The sequence below is a fragment of the Demequina pilifera genome, assembly GCF_048814985.1.
Classification (GTDB): Bacteria; Actinomycetota; Actinomycetes; order Actinomycetales; family Demequinaceae; genus Demequina.
Window position 1 is genome coordinate 449561 of the sequence record NZ_JBMDTW010000003.1, and the last position, 14599, is coordinate 464159.

15 protein-coding genes are annotated in these 14599 nt (G+C 70.1%); 7 read left to right on the top strand and 8 right to left on the bottom strand.

What is annotated here, in order from left to right; genetic code table 11:
* The first annotated feature begins 85 nt into the window (after nucleotides 1–85).
* Complete coding sequence (locus ACNI14_RS07510; protein WP_420519361.1) at nucleotides 86–505, top strand: type IV pilin protein; 420 nt, start codon at nucleotides 86–88, stop codon at nucleotides 503–505.
* Between the two features lie 73 nt (nucleotides 506–578).
* Here the strand turns inward: ACNI14_RS07510 and metE are convergent, their stop codons facing one another.
* Nucleotides 579–2906, bottom strand: coding sequence for a 5-methyltetrahydropteroyltriglutamate--homocysteine S-methyltransferase (metE, locus tag ACNI14_RS07515; protein ID WP_420519362.1), 2328 nt, complete (start codon nucleotides 2904–2906; stop codon nucleotides 579–581).
* Nucleotides 2907–3044: 138 nt separating this feature from the next.
* Here metE and ACNI14_RS07520 point away from each other — a divergent pair, with 138 nt between their 5' ends.
* Nucleotides 3045–3479 carry an OsmC family protein gene (locus ACNI14_RS07520; protein WP_420519363.1) on the top strand — a complete coding sequence of 145 codons (435 nt, stop codon included), beginning with the start codon at nucleotides 3045–3047 and terminating at the stop codon, nucleotides 3477–3479.
* Between the two features lie 6 nt (nucleotides 3480–3485).
* Here the strand turns inward: ACNI14_RS07520 and ACNI14_RS07525 are convergent, their stop codons facing one another.
* Nucleotides 3486–4379 carry a methylenetetrahydrofolate reductase gene (locus tag ACNI14_RS07525; RefSeq protein ID WP_420519364.1) on the bottom strand — a complete coding sequence of 298 codons (894 nt, stop codon included), beginning with the start codon at nucleotides 4377–4379 and terminating at the stop codon, nucleotides 3486–3488.
* A 180-nt stretch (nucleotides 4380–4559) separates the two neighbouring features.
* Between ACNI14_RS07525 and ACNI14_RS07530 the strand changes: the two genes are divergently transcribed.
* The gene (locus ACNI14_RS07530) at nucleotides 4560–5156 is read left to right on the top strand and encodes a DNA-3-methyladenine glycosylase I (protein WP_420519365.1); all 597 of its coding nucleotides are present in this window, start codon (nucleotides 4560–4562) and stop codon (nucleotides 5154–5156) included.
* Here the strand turns inward: ACNI14_RS07530 and ACNI14_RS07535 are convergent.
* Genes ACNI14_RS07535 through ACNI14_RS07545 form a run of 3 tightly spaced genes read right to left on the bottom strand, consistent with a single transcriptional unit; the run spans nucleotide 5153 to nucleotide 8894 of the window.
* Nucleotides 5153–6220, bottom strand: coding sequence for an ABC transporter ATP-binding protein (locus tag ACNI14_RS07535; protein ID WP_420519366.1), 1068 nt, complete (start codon nucleotides 6218–6220; stop codon nucleotides 5153–5155). The genes ACNI14_RS07530 and ACNI14_RS07535 overlap by 4 nt on opposite strands.
* Nucleotides 6217–7818, bottom strand: a complete 1602-nt coding sequence (locus ACNI14_RS07540) for an ABC transporter permease (RefSeq protein ID WP_420519367.1) — start codon at nucleotides 7816–7818, stop codon at nucleotides 6217–6219. The genes ACNI14_RS07535 and ACNI14_RS07540 overlap by 4 nt, the downstream gene beginning before the upstream one ends.
* Nucleotides 7819–7832: 14 nt before the next feature.
* Nucleotides 7833–8894, bottom strand: a complete 1062-nt coding sequence (locus ACNI14_RS07545) for an iron ABC transporter substrate-binding protein (protein WP_420519368.1) — start codon at nucleotides 8892–8894, stop codon at nucleotides 7833–7835.
* A gap of 566 nt (nucleotides 8895–9460) precedes the next feature.
* Here ACNI14_RS07545 and ACNI14_RS07550 point away from each other — a divergent pair.
* The 4 genes from ACNI14_RS07550 to ACNI14_RS07565 are packed head-to-tail and all read left to right on the top strand — an operon-like array spanning nucleotide 9461 to nucleotide 12505.
* Nucleotides 9461–10627: a type III polyketide synthase gene (locus ACNI14_RS07550; RefSeq protein ID WP_420519369.1), complete on the top strand. Its 1167-nt coding sequence runs from the start codon at nucleotides 9461–9463 to the stop codon at nucleotides 10625–10627.
* Nucleotides 10628–10674: 47 nt separating this feature from the next.
* The gene (locus ACNI14_RS07555; protein WP_420519370.1) at nucleotides 10675–11328 is read left to right on the top strand and encodes a class I SAM-dependent methyltransferase; all 654 of its coding nucleotides are present in this window, start codon (nucleotides 10675–10677) and stop codon (nucleotides 11326–11328) included.
* Between the two features lie 41 nt (nucleotides 11329–11369).
* Nucleotides 11370–11675, top strand: coding sequence for a hypothetical protein (locus ACNI14_RS07560; RefSeq protein ID WP_420519371.1), 306 nt, complete (start codon nucleotides 11370–11372; stop codon nucleotides 11673–11675).
* Nucleotides 11675–12505, top strand: a complete 831-nt coding sequence (locus ACNI14_RS07565) for a nitroreductase family protein (protein WP_420519372.1) — start codon at nucleotides 11675–11677, stop codon at nucleotides 12503–12505. Before ACNI14_RS07560 ends, ACNI14_RS07565 begins: the two co-directional genes overlap by 1 nt.
* Here ACNI14_RS07565 and ACNI14_RS07570 read toward each other — a convergent pair.
* Genes ACNI14_RS07570 through gcvT form a run of 3 tightly spaced genes read right to left on the bottom strand, consistent with a single transcriptional unit; the run spans nucleotide 12496 to nucleotide 14586 of the window.
* The gene (locus ACNI14_RS07570) at nucleotides 12496–13011 is read right to left on the bottom strand and encodes a (deoxy)nucleoside triphosphate pyrophosphohydrolase (RefSeq protein ID WP_420519373.1); all 516 of its coding nucleotides are present in this window, start codon (nucleotides 13009–13011) and stop codon (nucleotides 12496–12498) included. The two genes, ACNI14_RS07565 and ACNI14_RS07570, sit on opposite strands and share 10 nt — an antisense overlap.
* A 4-nt stretch (nucleotides 13012–13015) precedes the next feature.
* Nucleotides 13016–13399: a glycine cleavage system protein GcvH gene (gcvH, locus tag ACNI14_RS07575; RefSeq protein ID WP_420519374.1), complete on the bottom strand. Its 384-nt coding sequence runs from the start codon at nucleotides 13397–13399 to the stop codon at nucleotides 13016–13018.
* A gap of 53 nt (nucleotides 13400–13452) precedes the next feature.
* Complete coding sequence (gcvT, locus tag ACNI14_RS07580; RefSeq protein WP_420519375.1) at nucleotides 13453–14586, bottom strand: glycine cleavage system aminomethyltransferase GcvT; 1134 nt, start codon at nucleotides 14584–14586, stop codon at nucleotides 13453–13455.
* Between the last annotated feature and the right edge of the window lie 13 nt (nucleotides 14587–14599).

Genomic DNA, 14599 nt, shown 5'->3' on the forward strand with positions numbered 1-14599 from the left:
ACCATGAACGAGTCGTCCTCGAGGCGCTCACGCGCACAGCGGACGGCCCCCGCCCCGGCGGGGTTGACTATGGAAGAAGAGAATAATGACAGTCCCCACCTCACGGCGGGGATCCGAAGCGGGCTTCTCGTTGCCTGAACTGCTGGTGGTCATCCTCATCGTCGCTCTGCTCGCGGCCATCGCCATTCCGCTGTATCTGGATCACTCCAGGAAGGCGAATGACGCGGCGGCGCAGTCCGACGCGATGAACCTCGGCACCCTGGTGCGAGCGGCCTTCGACGAAGGGGGCGAGCCCACGGTCACCATGGACGGGGACCGCAGGTACACCATCGACGGTGAGGTGGCGTTCGGCGCCTCGCCGGGGGTCGAGTTCGTCACCTTCACGGAGGGCGATCTCGAGTCATGGTGCGTGCAGCTGCGGCACCCCGACGGCGACAAGGCGGCCAGCCCGGGCGTGCGGTTCGACGCCCAGCACGGCTACGTCGAACAGGCGGCCTGCCCGTAAGGATCCTCCGCTGACGCACGAAGGCCCGGTCCCCTCGCGGGGGCCGGGCCTTCGTCGTGCAGCTGAGGTGCGGCTACACGCCGCGGACGGCGCGCGTCGCCTCGAGCATGTGCGTCAGCGTCTCGGTGGTCTCCTCGTAGCCGCGGGTCTTGAGGCCGCAGTCGGGGTTGACCCACAGCTGCTTGCCGGGGATCGAGTCCTTGGCCAGCTGCAGCAGCTCGGTGACCTCCTGCGTCGAGGGAACGCGGGGCGAGTGGATGTCCCACACGCCCGGTCCGATCTGGCGCTCGTAGCCGTGGCTGCGGATGGCGGGAAGAACCTCCATGCGCGAGCGGGCGGCCTCGATCGACGTGACGTCGGCGTTCAGGCCGTCGATCGCGTCGATGATCTCGCCGAACTCGGAGTAGCACAGGTGGGTGTGCACCTGGGTGTCGTCCTTCGCGCCAGAGGTCGCCAGGCGGAACGAGTTGACCGACCAGTCGAGGTAGGCCGACTGCTCGGCCTTCTTGAGCGGCAGCAGTTCGCGCAGCGCGGGCTCGTCGACCTGGATGATGCCGATCCCGGCCTCCTCGAGGTCCGCGATCTCGTGGCGCAGCGCCAGGCCCACCTGGTTGGCGGTGTCGCCCAGCGGCTGGTCGTCGCGCACGAACGACCACGCGAGGATGGTCACCGGGCCGGTGAGCATTCCCTTGACGGGCTTGTCCGACAGCGACTGCGCGTACTGCGCCCAGCGCACCGTCATGGGCTCGGAGCGAGCGACGTCGCCCCACAGGATCGACGGGCGGGTGCAGCGCGAGCCGTACGACTGGACCCAGCCGTTCTTGGTGACGTCGAAGCCCTCGAGCAGCTCCGCGAAGTACTGCACCATGTCGTTGCGCTCGGCCTCGCCGTGCACCAGCACGTCCAGCCCCAGGTCCTCCTGGAGGCGCACCACGGAGGCGATCTCGTCCTTCATCGCCTGCTCGTAGTCGGCGTCCGACAGCTCGCCCTTGGCCCACGCGGCGCGAGCCTTGCGGATGTCCTGGGTCTGCGGGAACGAGCCGATCGTGGTCGTGGCCAGCTCGGGCAGGTGGAAGCGGTTGGCCTGCGCCGCGGCGCGGGCCGAGTACGGCGCACGCTCGAACCAGCCCGGGTCGACGTCAGCCAGCGCGTCGCGCACGTCCGCACGGTTGGTGCCGGGGTGCTCGGCGCGCGCCTTCAGCGCGGCGCGGGCATCCGCCAGCGCACCGGCGACCGCGTGCTCGCCCTGCGAGCGGGCCGATGCGAGGGTCACCACCTCGGACACCTTCTCGTCGGCGAAGGCGAGCCAGCTCAGCAGCTCCTCGCCCAGGTGCTCCTCGCCCTGCAGCGTGTGCGGGACGTGGAAGAGGCTGGTGCTCGAGGAGATGGTGACCGTCGCGCCCAGGGCGGCGACCGCATCGGCCTTGCGCAGCGCCTCATCGAGGTCGGTGCGCCAGATGTTGTGACCGTCCACGACGCCCGCGACGATGGTCGCGCCCGTGAGGTCGACATCGGCCGGGACCGAGCCGCGCACGAGGTCGATGCCGATCGCGTCAACGCCCGCGTCCTTCAGGACGGGCAGCGCGTCGGCGAGCGAGTGGTAGGGCGCGGCGACGAACAGCGCCGGACGCTCGGAGGCTCCCACGAGGGTCTCGTAGACCTTCTGGGCGTTCGCGAGCACGTCCGCGCGGTCGGCGTCGATGTCGGCGACCAGGATGGGCTCGTCGATCTGCACCCACTCGGCGCCCGCGGCCTTGAACGCGGCCAGGAGCTCGACGTAGACGGCGAGCAGGTCGTCCAGGCGCTCGATGGGGTCAAAGCCCGTCGGGGCATCGTCGCTCGGCTTGGACAGGTACAGGAACGTCAGCGGACCGGTGATGACCGGGCGCGTCACGAACCCGGCCTCCTTGGCCTCGACGAACTCGTCGACCCAGCGCTTGCTGGCGAGCGTGAACTCGGTCTCTGGGCCGATCTCCGGCACCAGGTAGTGGTAGTTCGAGTCGAACCACTTGGTCATCTCAAGCGGGGCCTTGTCGCCCTCGCCGCGTGCGATCGTCGAGTAGCCGGCGAGGTCCACGCCGCCGTTGTCGTCGCGAAGCGACGAGAAGCGGGTGGGGACGGCGCCGAAGGTGACGGCGGCGTCGAGCACGTGGTCGTAGAACGAGAAGTTGCTGGGGATCGAGCTGTCGGTGCGGCCCAGGCCGAGCGCGGCCAGGCGGTCGCGGTTGGCGGCGCGCAGCTCCGCGGCGACCGACTCGAGGTCGGCCTCGGACGAGCCAGCCTTCCAGAACGACTCGAGGGCCCGCTTCAGCTCGCGCATTCGGCCGATGCGCGGGTAACCAAGGATGGTGCCGCCGGGGAAGGCGGGCGCAGGGGCTACAGGCTCAGTGATGTCAGACATGGTTCCTCGTGGAGGTATCGGTGCGCGGCGGGCTCGCCATTGCGCTTGGTCGACGCGTGCGTTCAGCGCCGATGCGTGCGCCGCGAGTCTAGTCGGAAGGCGGGGGCGTGGCTACTTGCGGGGTGCGAGACTGGGGTCATGACTGAAGAGATCACAGACAAGCAGGTCACTCTCGCGCGAGAGGCGGAGGGCGTCTACGTGGCGCGCAACGCCGAGGGCGCCGAGTACCGGTTCGGCTACAACGTCGACGGGGCGCTGAGCTCGATCGAGCTGCTCATGGTCGCGATCGCCGGGTGCTCCGCGACCGACCTGGACATGATGACCTCGCGCAGGGCCGAACCCACCAAGTTCGACGTCACGGTCGACGCGCAGAAGGTGGCGGGATCGTCGCCCGCCTTCCTGCGAAACATCGAGGTGCTGTTCGACGTCGCGTTCCCCGAGGGCGAGGACGGCGACAAGGCTCGCGCGCGGATCGGCGCCGCGCTGAAGGCGGCTGAGGAGAAGACCTGCACCGTGTCGCGCACGGTCAGCCACGGCTCGGCGGTGACGCTCAAGGCGACTGACGGGTCCTGACTGACGTCAGTCGCTCGTGCGGCGCAGCGGGAGCTGCGAGACCAGTTCGAGCGCGGCCTCGTGCTTGTTGAAGGTGATGACGTGGATTCCCGGCGCGCCCGCGTCCAAGAGGTCGCTCGACAGCCGGGCGGCGTGAGCGACGCCGGCGCTGCGAGCCGCGGCGTCGTCCTCGGCGGCCTCGAGATCGGTGACCAGCGCGTCGGGGGTCGCGACTCCAGTGAGCTGTGCGGCGCGATGAGCGCGCGTCACTGACACGAGCGGCATCACCTCGGGGATGATCGGCAGGCCGATTCCCTCCTCGCGCGCGTCCGCCACCAGCGAGCGATAGTGGTCCACCTCGTAGAACACCTGGGTGATCGCGAAGTCCGCGCCCGCATCCTGCTTGGCGTGCAGGATGTCGAGGCCCTGCTGACGCCACTGCGGGATCGCGTGCTGCGCCGGGAACGCGGTGACCCCGATGCTCAGGTCCTCGACGCCGTGGGCCTTCGCCACCTCCCTGAGGAGCGTCACGAGCTCGCTGGCGTAGAGCAGGCCGTCCGGGTGCGGGCGCCAGTCCGCCTGGCCCTGCGGCGGGTCGCCGCGCAGTGCCAGGAAGTCTCGCACGCCCTCGTCGAGATAGGCCTCGATGACCCCCGTCAGCTCCGCGCGCGACTGATCGACGCAGGTCAGGTGCGCGAGGGGGGGAATGGTGTGGGACTCCGCGAGCCGCTGGACGACCGAGCGGGACGTGCCGCGCGTGGAGCCCGATGCGCCGTACGTGATCGACATGAAGTCGGGCTCGGTGGCCGCGAGAGTGTCCATCGTCGCCTCGAGGGTCGCCTCGGCCCTCGGGGTGCGCGGAGGGAACAGCTCGTAGCTGAGCGTGGGCGCGTGCTCGCGCAGCAGATCGCGGATGGTCATGGCGCTGGCCACGATAGTGGTGCGCGAGGTGCGTGCGCCATTCAGGGGCGCGCGATGCCGTCCCACCTGCCGTCCTCCATGCCGCGCGCCTGACCGTCCCCAGGCGTCCGGTAACCACCCGCGTCCTCCGTCGCCCCCAGCCCCTTCGCACGTGCCCGCGCGGTCCCCCAGACTGGACGCATGATCACGGAGACCAACGACCTGATTCGCTGCTTCGGCAACGGGGACCCGCTCTACGAGCGCTATCACGACGAGGAGTGGGGCCACGAGGTGCGCGGCGACGCGGCGCTGTTCGAGCGCATGGTGCTCGAAGGCTTCCAGTCAGGGCTGTCGTGGCTGACGATCCTGCGCAAGAGAGAGGCCTTCCGCGGCGCCTTCGCGGGCTTCGAGCCGGGGGCCGTCGCGGAGTTCGACCACAGCGACGTGGAGCGGCTCATGGAGGACGCCGAAATCGTGCGCAACCGCCGCAAGATCGAATCGGCGATCGTCAATGCCCAGGCGGTCGTGGCGCTCCAAGCCGCAGGCCGGTCCCTCGACGACGTGGTGTGGTCGCACCAGCCGCCCTTACGAACCGGTGCACCGGCGACGTGGGAGGACGTGCCGGCATCAACTCCCGAATCGGCCGCGCTGGCGAAGGAGCTGAAGTCGCTCGGATTCGTGTTCGTGGGGCCCACGACCATGTACGCGCTCATGCAGGCGTGCGGGCTCGTGGACGATCACGTGGCGGGGTGCATCGCTGCGTCGAACACGCCGCCGCGACAGCGGGACGGAGGCTAGCGCGAGAAGGCGAGACCGGGCGATCGGACGCCCACCAGCACCTCGGTGTCCGGCCGCCACTCCTGATCGCCGAGCACCCGCGCCTGCACCGGATCCTCACACGCCGGCAGGTCCAAGGTGACCACCGCATCGTGCCCGAAGTAGGCGACATCGCGCACCATCGCCCTGACGCCGGGCCCCGCACTGACGCCAGCGGCACTCGCATCCACGTCGCTGAGCGACAGCTGCTCCGGCCTCAGCACCAGGTCCACGGTGTCGCCGGCGTGCGCGAGGTGACCGTCGGCGAGGTTCGCGGGCACCGCCCCCAGGGGCCCCACCACCGTGCCGTCCTTCCACGTGCCGGGCAGCACCAGTGCTCCGCCCACGAACTGAGCGAGCCACCGGGACATCGGCTTCGCGTAGATCTCGGCCGGGGTGCCGACCTGCACGAGCCGACCCTCGTCCACGACGGCGACCTGATCCGCCATCGACAGCGCCTCGTCCTGATCGTGCGTCACGAGCACGGCGGTGGTCTGCGCTCTGCGCAGCACCTGCCGCACCTGGCCGCGCACCTCGGCGCGCAGCGCCGCGTCCAGCGCCGAGAACGGCTCATCCAGGAGCACCACGTCGGGCTGCGTCGCGAGAGCCCGCGCCAACGCGACACGGTGGCGCTGCCCGCCGGACAGCTCGCCGGGCATGCGGGTCGCGTAACCGGCCATGCCGACCATGTCCAGCAGGTCGAGTGCGCCTTGGGCACGGCGCTGGGCGCGCGGCAGCCCGAATCCCACGTTCGCGAGCACGTCGAGGTGAGGGAACAAGGCGGCGTCCTGGGGCACCAGCCCAATGTTCCTGCGCTCGGGCGCCACATGCACGCGGGGGCCGGACAGCACCGTGCCGCCGATGACGACCGCCCCCTCGATCGGCCGGTTCAGGCCCGCGATCACGCGCAGCAGCGTGGACTTCCCCGACCCCGAGGGCCCGAGCACCGCGGTGAGGCTGCCGTGCGGCACGGTGAACGTGACGCCCCGCAGCACGGGCGCGGCGTCGTACCCGGCCACGATCTTGCGCACCTGCAGTTCGCTCACAGCGTCTCCTCCGGCTGGCGCTTGCCGCCAGCGACTTCCCGTGTCAGCAACAAGGCTGGCACGGCGGCGACCGCGATCAGCACCAACGCGTACGGGGCGGCCGCGGCATAGGCGGTGCCGGAGGTCAGCCGCCACAGCGACGTGGCGAGGGTCTCCGTGCCCGTGGGCCGCAGCAGCAGGGTCGCGGGCAGCTCCTTCATCGCAGTGAGCGCCACCAGCAGCATTCCGGCTCCGATGCCCGGCCAGGCGATGCGCGCCGTGACACGGGTCCACACGCGCGCGGTCGACAGCCCCATCGTGCGGGCCGCGTCCTCGAGGCCCGGCTCCACCTGCCCGATGCTCGAGCGCACGGCGCCTACCGCCTTGGGCAGGAACAGCACGCCGTAGGCGAAGGCGAGCATCCAGATCGACTGGTACAGCATCGGCGCGACGTTGAGCGAGAAGAACACCAGCGACAGCCCGACGACGATTCCCGGCAGTGCCAGTCCCAGATAGCTTGCGGATTCGGTGGCTGTCGCCACACGCGAGCGGAACCGCGCCGCGAGGATGCCGATCGGCAGCGCGAGCGCCAAGGCCACCGCGGCCCCGGCCGCAGCCAGTCCCACCGTGGACAGAGCGTCCGCCAGCAGTTCCCCCGGCCTCACGGTCGTCGAGGTGTCGGTCCTCAGCAACAGGTACTTGGCGAGCGCCCCGAGCGGAACTCCGAGCGACAGGGCCGCCACGACCGCGAGCCCACCCTGGGCGAGCCACTTCCACCGACCGAGCTGCACGGGCACGGGGGCCGAGCGCGCCGCCACGGTGGAACCGACCCGGGCGCGGGCGCCGCGGAGCCGCCTCTCGGCCACCACCAGCGCGATGCCCATCACGGCCAGCACCACCGACATCACCGCCGCGAGCGTGCGGTCGAACAAGGACTCGTAGGCCACCTGGATCGCCCACGTGAAGGCCTGGTAGCGCATCAACGCGACCGAACCGAAGTCGCTCAGCACGTAGAGAGCCACGAGCAGCACCCCGGCCAGCGCGGCCGGTCGAATCTGCGGCCAGGTGGCCTCCATGAAGGCCTGTCGACGGGTGCGTCCCAGGGTCCGTGCCACGTCCTCGCTGGCCGAGTTCGCCAGGCGCAGGGCCGCGATGGTGGGCAGGGTGACGAGGGGAACGTTGCACAGCGTGAGCACGATGAAGGCGCCCCAGAAGCCCCGCACCTCGGTGGTGGCGATCCACCCGAATGCCGCCACATACGACGGCACCGCGAGCGACAGCGACGTCACGACCAGCCACACGCGCCTCCCGCGCAGGTCCGTGCGCGCGAGGACCCACGCGATCGCCACCCCGAGCACCAGGCATGCCGCCGAGACCGCGAGCACGAGCCCCAAGGTGTTGACCAGGAGAGTCGCGATGCGGCCGCTCCACAGCGCGTCCACGATCTCGGCGCCGTCCGCCTGGGCCACCCGGACCAGCAGGTAGATCAGCGGGATCGAGGCCAGCATGGCGGCCACCACCGCCGAGGCGCCCAGCGTCAGGCGCGCGCTCGGGGCGCGCAGACGGCGGCGGAGGGCCAGAGTCGCCTCTGAGCCCTCCGCCGCCGTGCGGCGTGCCACGCGCATATGTCTCCCTACAGGAGGCCGACCTCCACGAGCAGATCGGTGGTCTCGCCCAACGAGTCGAGGTCGGACAAGTCCAGCTCGGGGTTGGTGAGCGTGTCGAGCGCCGGCAGACCCTCGGGTGCCGGCACCCCCTCGATCAGCGGGTACTCGTAGGTATTGTCCACGAAGTACTGCTGTGCGGACTCAGAGACGAGGTACTCGACGAACTCCAGTGCGTCGGCGTCCTCGGACGCGGCGTTCAGCAGCCCGGCCCCGGTGACGTTCACGATGCCGCCCGCGTCTCCCGCCTCGGGGAACGCCAGCTGGGCCCTCATGTTGTCGGCGCCGACCTCGGCGGCCATGCGGTACCAGTAGTAGTGATTGATCAGGCCCAACTGGATCTCGCCGGCGTTGGCGGCCTCCAGGATCGGCGTGTTCTTCGCGTAGATCTGAACGTCGTTGGCGCTCATGCCTTCGAGCCACTCCTGCGCGGCGTCCTCGCCCTCGAGCACCCGCAGCGCAGTGACGAAGGACTGGAACGAGGCGTTCGTGGGCGCGATGCCGACCTGGGAGGCCCACTGCTCGTCGGTCAGGGCGGCGACCGTCGAGGGCACCTGATCGGCGCTCAACTGCTCGGCGTCGTAGACGATGACGCGCGCGCGGCCGGTGACGCCCACCCACGACCCATCCGTGGACGTGAACCCTGCGGGAACCGTCTCACTGACGGCCTCGGGCAGCGTGGCGAACATGTCCGCCTTGGCGACCGCGCCCAACGCGCCCGCATCCTGCGCCAAGAACACATCCGCGGGCGATGCGTCGCCCTCCTCGAGCAGCAGCGCCGCCAGCTCCGTGCTGCCCGCGTAGCGCACCTCGACGCTGATGCCGGACTCGGCCTCGAACTGCTCGATGAGCGGGTCGATCAACTCCTGATCGCGGCCCGCGTACAGCGTGAAGGCGCCGTCGGAGGTCGCGGCGGCGTCGGATGTGGCAGCCGGAGTCGAAGCTCCGTCGTCGTCGGCGGTGGCGCACGCGCTGAGGGTCAGCACGGCAAGGGCGGCAGTCGCGAAGGCGGCTGGGCGCAGGGCAGTCATGGAGGGCCTTTCTGGCGGTCGTCGTGAAGAAGTGAGGTAACCCTAACCGCCTCTTCCGAATTTACGCAACACGCCGATTGCGTAAGTGCCTCCGGGGGGAGATTCGGGTCGCCGGCGTGCGCAACCGCCCCCCTGCGTGTTGACTGTCGTCAGTGGTGACGACTGCACCTTCCGACGTCCGACGGGGGCAACCATGACCCAGTCCTTGGGCCGAGACGTCGAGCACAGCAAGATGGAGCGCCTGTTCTCTGGGGTCGCGTTCCGGTCGCAGTGGTGCCATCGTGGTGCGCGGCGAGGCCGGCATCGGGAAGACGGCCTCCCTGGGCCACATCTGTGACGGGGCGATGGAGTCGGGGTTCCGAGTTGAGTCGTCGGTGGGCGTCGAACCCGAGACTCTGTTCGCCGGCCTGCCTGAGTTGCGCCTCGGCGGGCTCGCCGTTCACCTCCGACCCGCAGCGCCGTGGCATGTTTCGACCATGCCGAACGTTCCACCATCGCCATGCAGATTCCGGACGGGATCATGAACCGCAGTTGAGAGATCGGCACAAGATCAGAGGATCAGCGACATGAGCACCCCAGACGGGCACACCCGCGGCGTCAGCGTGCGGTCGATCGCCACTGCGGTCCCGCCGACCGTCCTCGAACAGGACAGGGTGCGCGACCTGTTCGCCAGCCAGGCCGATGTGACGCGCGCGGCGCGGCGTCTGATCGGCGCCGTCTTCGACGCCTCTGCGATCGAGCGTCGCCATACCGTGATGAGCGACTTCGCGGGCACGACGTCCGCTGCCGCCGATTTCTACGACGCGAACAGCCAGACGATTCTGACCCCCTCCACCGGGACTCGAAACGCCGTCTACACCCGCGAGGTTCAACCGCTGCTGACGCGAGCAGCTGCGAACGCGATCGACCAGGCGCCAGGCCTCGACCGCTCCGACATCACCCACGTGGTGACGGTGTCGTGCACCGGGTTCTTTGCACCCGGTCCCGATTACGTCCTGGTGCGCGACCTCGGCCTCCACCCCTCCACGCGCCGCCTGCACATCGGATTCATGGGGTGCTACGGCGCGTTCCCTGCCCTGCGCGCCGCCGTCTCGACCTGCGTGGCCGAGCCGAATGCCGTGGTGCTCATCGTGTGCGTGGAGCTGTGCACGCTGCACGTCCGCTCCGCCAACGACCCGGACACCATCGTCGCCTCATCGGTCTTCGCCGACGGCGCTGCCGCGGCAGTGGTCTCCGCGCGCACGGCGCCCGCCGGCTCGACGGTGCTGGACATCGACGCCCAGGAGACCGCCCTGACCGACGGCGGTGAGGCCGACATGGCCTGGACCATCGGCGATCTCGGCTTCGAGATGGTGCTCTCTCGCTACGTGCCGCGCATCATCGAGGATCAGATCGTGGACGCGCTGCTGCCTCTCGTGGGCCGGCTTCCACAGTCTGCGGCTCCGGCGTGGTCCGACATCGAACGATGGGCGGTGCATCCTGGAGGGCGCGCGATCCTGGATCGCGTGCAACACGCACTCGCTCTCACCGACGAGCAGATGGCTCCCTCGCGAGCCGTGCTGCGCGACTACGGCAACATGTCGAGCGCCACGGTCCTGTTCATCCTGCGACAGCACCTCGAGGTCGATGGGCGGACTGCTGGGGTCCCTTCGGGACCGGAACGGGTCGCAGCGATGGCGTTCGGTCCCGGCCTGACGGTCGAGTCGGCGCTGTTCACCCGGCGGGTGGTGTGATGAGGTCCGGAGGTCTCGCCCAACGGGATGCCGAGTCGCGCGAAATCATGGATGCGCCGGACTGCGACCCTCACCGGCTTGAGCGCACCTACCGGCAGTTCACCACCGTCAACCGGCTGGTGTCAGGCTGGCGGCGCCTCTACCGGGAGAGGATCCGGCCGCGCTTGAGCCCGGACGTCCCCACGACGATGCTGGACATCGGCTTTGGCGGTGGGGACATCCCGCGCTCCCTCGCCCGCTGGGCCGCCCGCGACGGGCTCGCCCTGGCACTCACGGCGATCGACCCCGACGAGCGCGCGATCCTCCACGTCCGCGGACTGCCGGCCAGCGATGTCCGCTTCGAGCAGGCCACGAGCGCGGACCTGGTCGCCCGGGGCGACAGGTTCGACATCGTGATCTCGAATCACCTGCTCCACCACCTCGACGAGCGCGAGCTGGACTCGCTGCTCGCCGACAGCCTCGCTCTGTCTCGTCACCTGGTGATCCACAACGACCTGTCTCGCAGACACCTCGGCTATCGCCTCTACGCGGCGGCGACGGCGCCTCTCGCGCGAGGCTCGTTCGTGCACCAGGACGGGCTCCTGTCCATTCGCCGCAGCTACCGTCCGGCCGAACTGCGCGCACAAGTGCCGCCGGGGTGGCAGGTCGCGCCCGCGTTCCCCCAGCGGCTGCTGCTCACGCATGACAGGGTCGAACGATGAGACAGCCGCCCGCTACACGAGCGACCCGGAGCCTCGTGACGATGGCCGCCGCCGGCTACGTCACCAACGCCGCCTTCGGAACCGCCGTGGCGACCGGCGTGATCGACAACACCCGCATCCGTTGGGTGCACCACGGGCTCTTCATCACCACCGCTGCGCTGACCGCGGTCGCGGTCGCGGCAAGCGCCGTCGAGCGCCGCCCCGCCGGTCTCCCTCTGCTGATCGCCGCCGCCCCACTCGCGGCGCTGCCCTACGCCGGCGGAAGGGTTCGTCGGCATGCGTCCGTGGCGGGCTTGGCCGCGCCGCCGTTCATGATCGCCCTGATTCTCGCCTGGAGGAAGCACTGATGGAATTCCTTGACGTCGTCCGTCGCCGCAAGACCACCAACGGGGCGTTCCTGCCCGACCCGGTCACCGAAGAGCATCAGCGGCTGCTGATGGAGGTGGCGGGCCGCGCGCCGTCGCAGCTGAACAGCCAGCCGTGGCGGTTCGTGATCATCGAGGAACGGCCGACCATCGAGGCCATCGCCCAGATCAGCGGAGCGAGCATGACTGAGGCGATGTCGAACGGCACGTTCTTCGAGCGCTACAAGCCCTACTTCCGGTTCAGCAAGGAGGAGATGGAGCGCCGCCGTGACGGGATGCTCTTCGACCGCCTCCCCGCGCCCCTGCGGCCATTCACCAACCAGGTGTTCACCTCCCGGGGGCAGAAGCTCATGAACACCATGCGCGTGCCGCAGACTCTCGGCGCGGAGAATCGCAAGCTCGTCGCCGGCTCCCCGCTGCTGCTGGGGGTGATGCTCGACCGCTCCGAGTACCGGCCAGGCGAGCTGTCCTCGTTCTACTCGCTGTTCAGCATGGGCGCGGCGATGGAGAACGTCTGGCTCACCACGGTCGAGCTCGGCATGGGGATCCAGTTCGTCTCGTTCCCCATGGAGGTCCCTGGGCGCTGGGACGAGATCGTGAGCCTTCTCGAGGTTCCCGACGATCTCGAACTGATGGCCGTCTATCGGCTCGGCTACCTCCCCGACGACCAGCGCCGGCCCCCGATCGACTGGACCAGCAGTCAGCGCAAGCGTCCCTCGCAGTACGTCTATCGAGGCACCTGCGCCACCCCCCAGAGCGGCTGGGACGAGACCGCGACGGCCGAAGGAGCGGTGGCACCGCCTCAGCAGTAGGCGCGACGGTGGCGGTCGGTCGCGTCGGCGAGCAGAGCCTCGACGATGCGGGTGTCCGCAGGCAGCCACGCGACGTCTCGCCAGCCGCCGGGCTCGAGCACTCGCAGCTCGTCGTGGTCCTCGAGCGGGCGGGGCTCGACCGTCGCGCCATCGGCTCCCGGCAGCACGCGCGCCCACCACACCCTCATGACCAGGCGTTGGGCATCGGCGTCGCCCGGGCGCAGCATCCACACGGGCTCGTCGCCGCACTGGTCCTCGACGTCGCGGCCGTCGTCGGGTCCGGCGATCTCGTCGCCGATCTCGATCTCGACGCCCAGCTCCTCGCGCAGTTCGCGGCGCAGCGCCTGCTCGACGGATTCGCCTCGCTCGACCTTGCCGCCGGGAAACTCCCACAGCCCCGCGAGCGCATCGGGCGCGGTCCGCCGCGCCGCGAGCAGGGTGCGGGGCACCAGCAGGTCGTCGGTGATCGCCGCCGCGACGACGAGTCGGGTGGAGCGGCCCCCCACCGCCCTACTCCGTCGTGCTCGCGTAGGCGCCAGCGTCGAGCAGTCCGCTCGCGTCCTCCGACAACTGGACCGTGAAGATCCAGCCCTCGCCGTAGACGTCCGAGTTGATGAGGTCGGGAGACGACTCGAGCGCGGGATTCACCTCGACGACGTTGCCCGTCACCGGCGAGTACAGCTCGCTCACGGCCTTGGTCGACTCGAGCTCGCCGCACACTTCGCCCGCAACGACGGCCGCGCCGACCGCGGGTGCCTCGACGTAGACCACGTCGCCCAGCGCATCGGCCGCATACGCGGTGATGCCCACGGTGACGGTCGAGCCCGAGGTCGCGTCTCCGCGCACCCATTCGTGCTTGGCCGAGTACTGCAGTCCGTCAGGAATCTCCGGCACGGTGGCCCACCTCTCGCTTGCGGAAGACGGCCCTCGGGGCCATCAGCACGAGGCTAGCCGCCCCGCGTGTAGAACGGTAGCGGCACGACGCGCATCATCTCGCGTCGTCCCCGCACATCCACCCCGATCTCGGTGCCCGCCTCGGCGAGCCCGGGCGGCACATATGCCATCGCGATCGGGTGGCCCAGCGTGGGCGAGGGGGCACCCGAGGTGACGATGCCGATCTGGTTGTCTTGCGGGTCGGTCACCGGGTAACCGGTGCGCGGCGAGCGGCGGCCGTCGCCCGCCAGGCCGACGAGCGTCTTCTGCACCCCGACGTCGCGCACCCGCTCGAGCGCCGCCCGTCCCACGAAGTCTCCGCGCGGAGGGCCCTCGGAGCCGCCGAGCCCCACGATCCGGCCCAGGCCGGCCTCGAAGGGGTTGGTGTCGTGACTCAGCTCGTGACCGTAGAGCGGCATGCCGGCCTCGAGACGCAAGGAGTCTCGGGCCGCGAGGCCGCACGGCATGAGCCCCGCGGCGTCGCCCCGTTCGATGGCCAGGCTCCACACGGCGCGCGCGCGATCCGCTGGCACGAACAGCTCGAAACCGTCCTCGCCCGTGTAGCCCGTGCGGGCGGCGAAGGCGTGGATGCCTCCTTCGATGAGCACGTTCGCACCCTTGTAGTACTTGAGCGCATGGATGTCATCCGCGCCGAGCTCGCACATGGACGCCGTGATCGATTCCGCGGCCGGACCCTGGATCGCGACCAGAGCGATCTCGTGCGTCACGTCCTCGACCGACGCGTCGAACCCGCCCTCGCCGATCCGGGACCGGAGCTGGTCGCGCACCGTGATCCGGTTGGCGGCGTTGGCGACCACCATGAAGTGGTCCCAGTCGCGCCGGTACACGATCACGTCGTCGATCACGCCCCCGTCGGGGGCGCACATCATCGTGTACTTGGCGCCCCACAGCGGCACCCGGCTCACCTGTCCCACGAATGCGTAGTCGAGGGCCGCCGCGGCATCGGCCCCGCGCACCATCAGCTCGCCCATGTGGGACAGGTCGAACAGGCCCGCGGCGGTGCGCACCGCCTGGTGCTCGGCGATGTCGCCGGAGTAGCGCACCGGCATCTGCCAGCCGGCGAAGTCGACCATGGTGGCGCCGTCGGCGACGTGCTCGGCGTGCAGGGGCGAGGTCTCTGAGGTCACGGGACCAACCTAC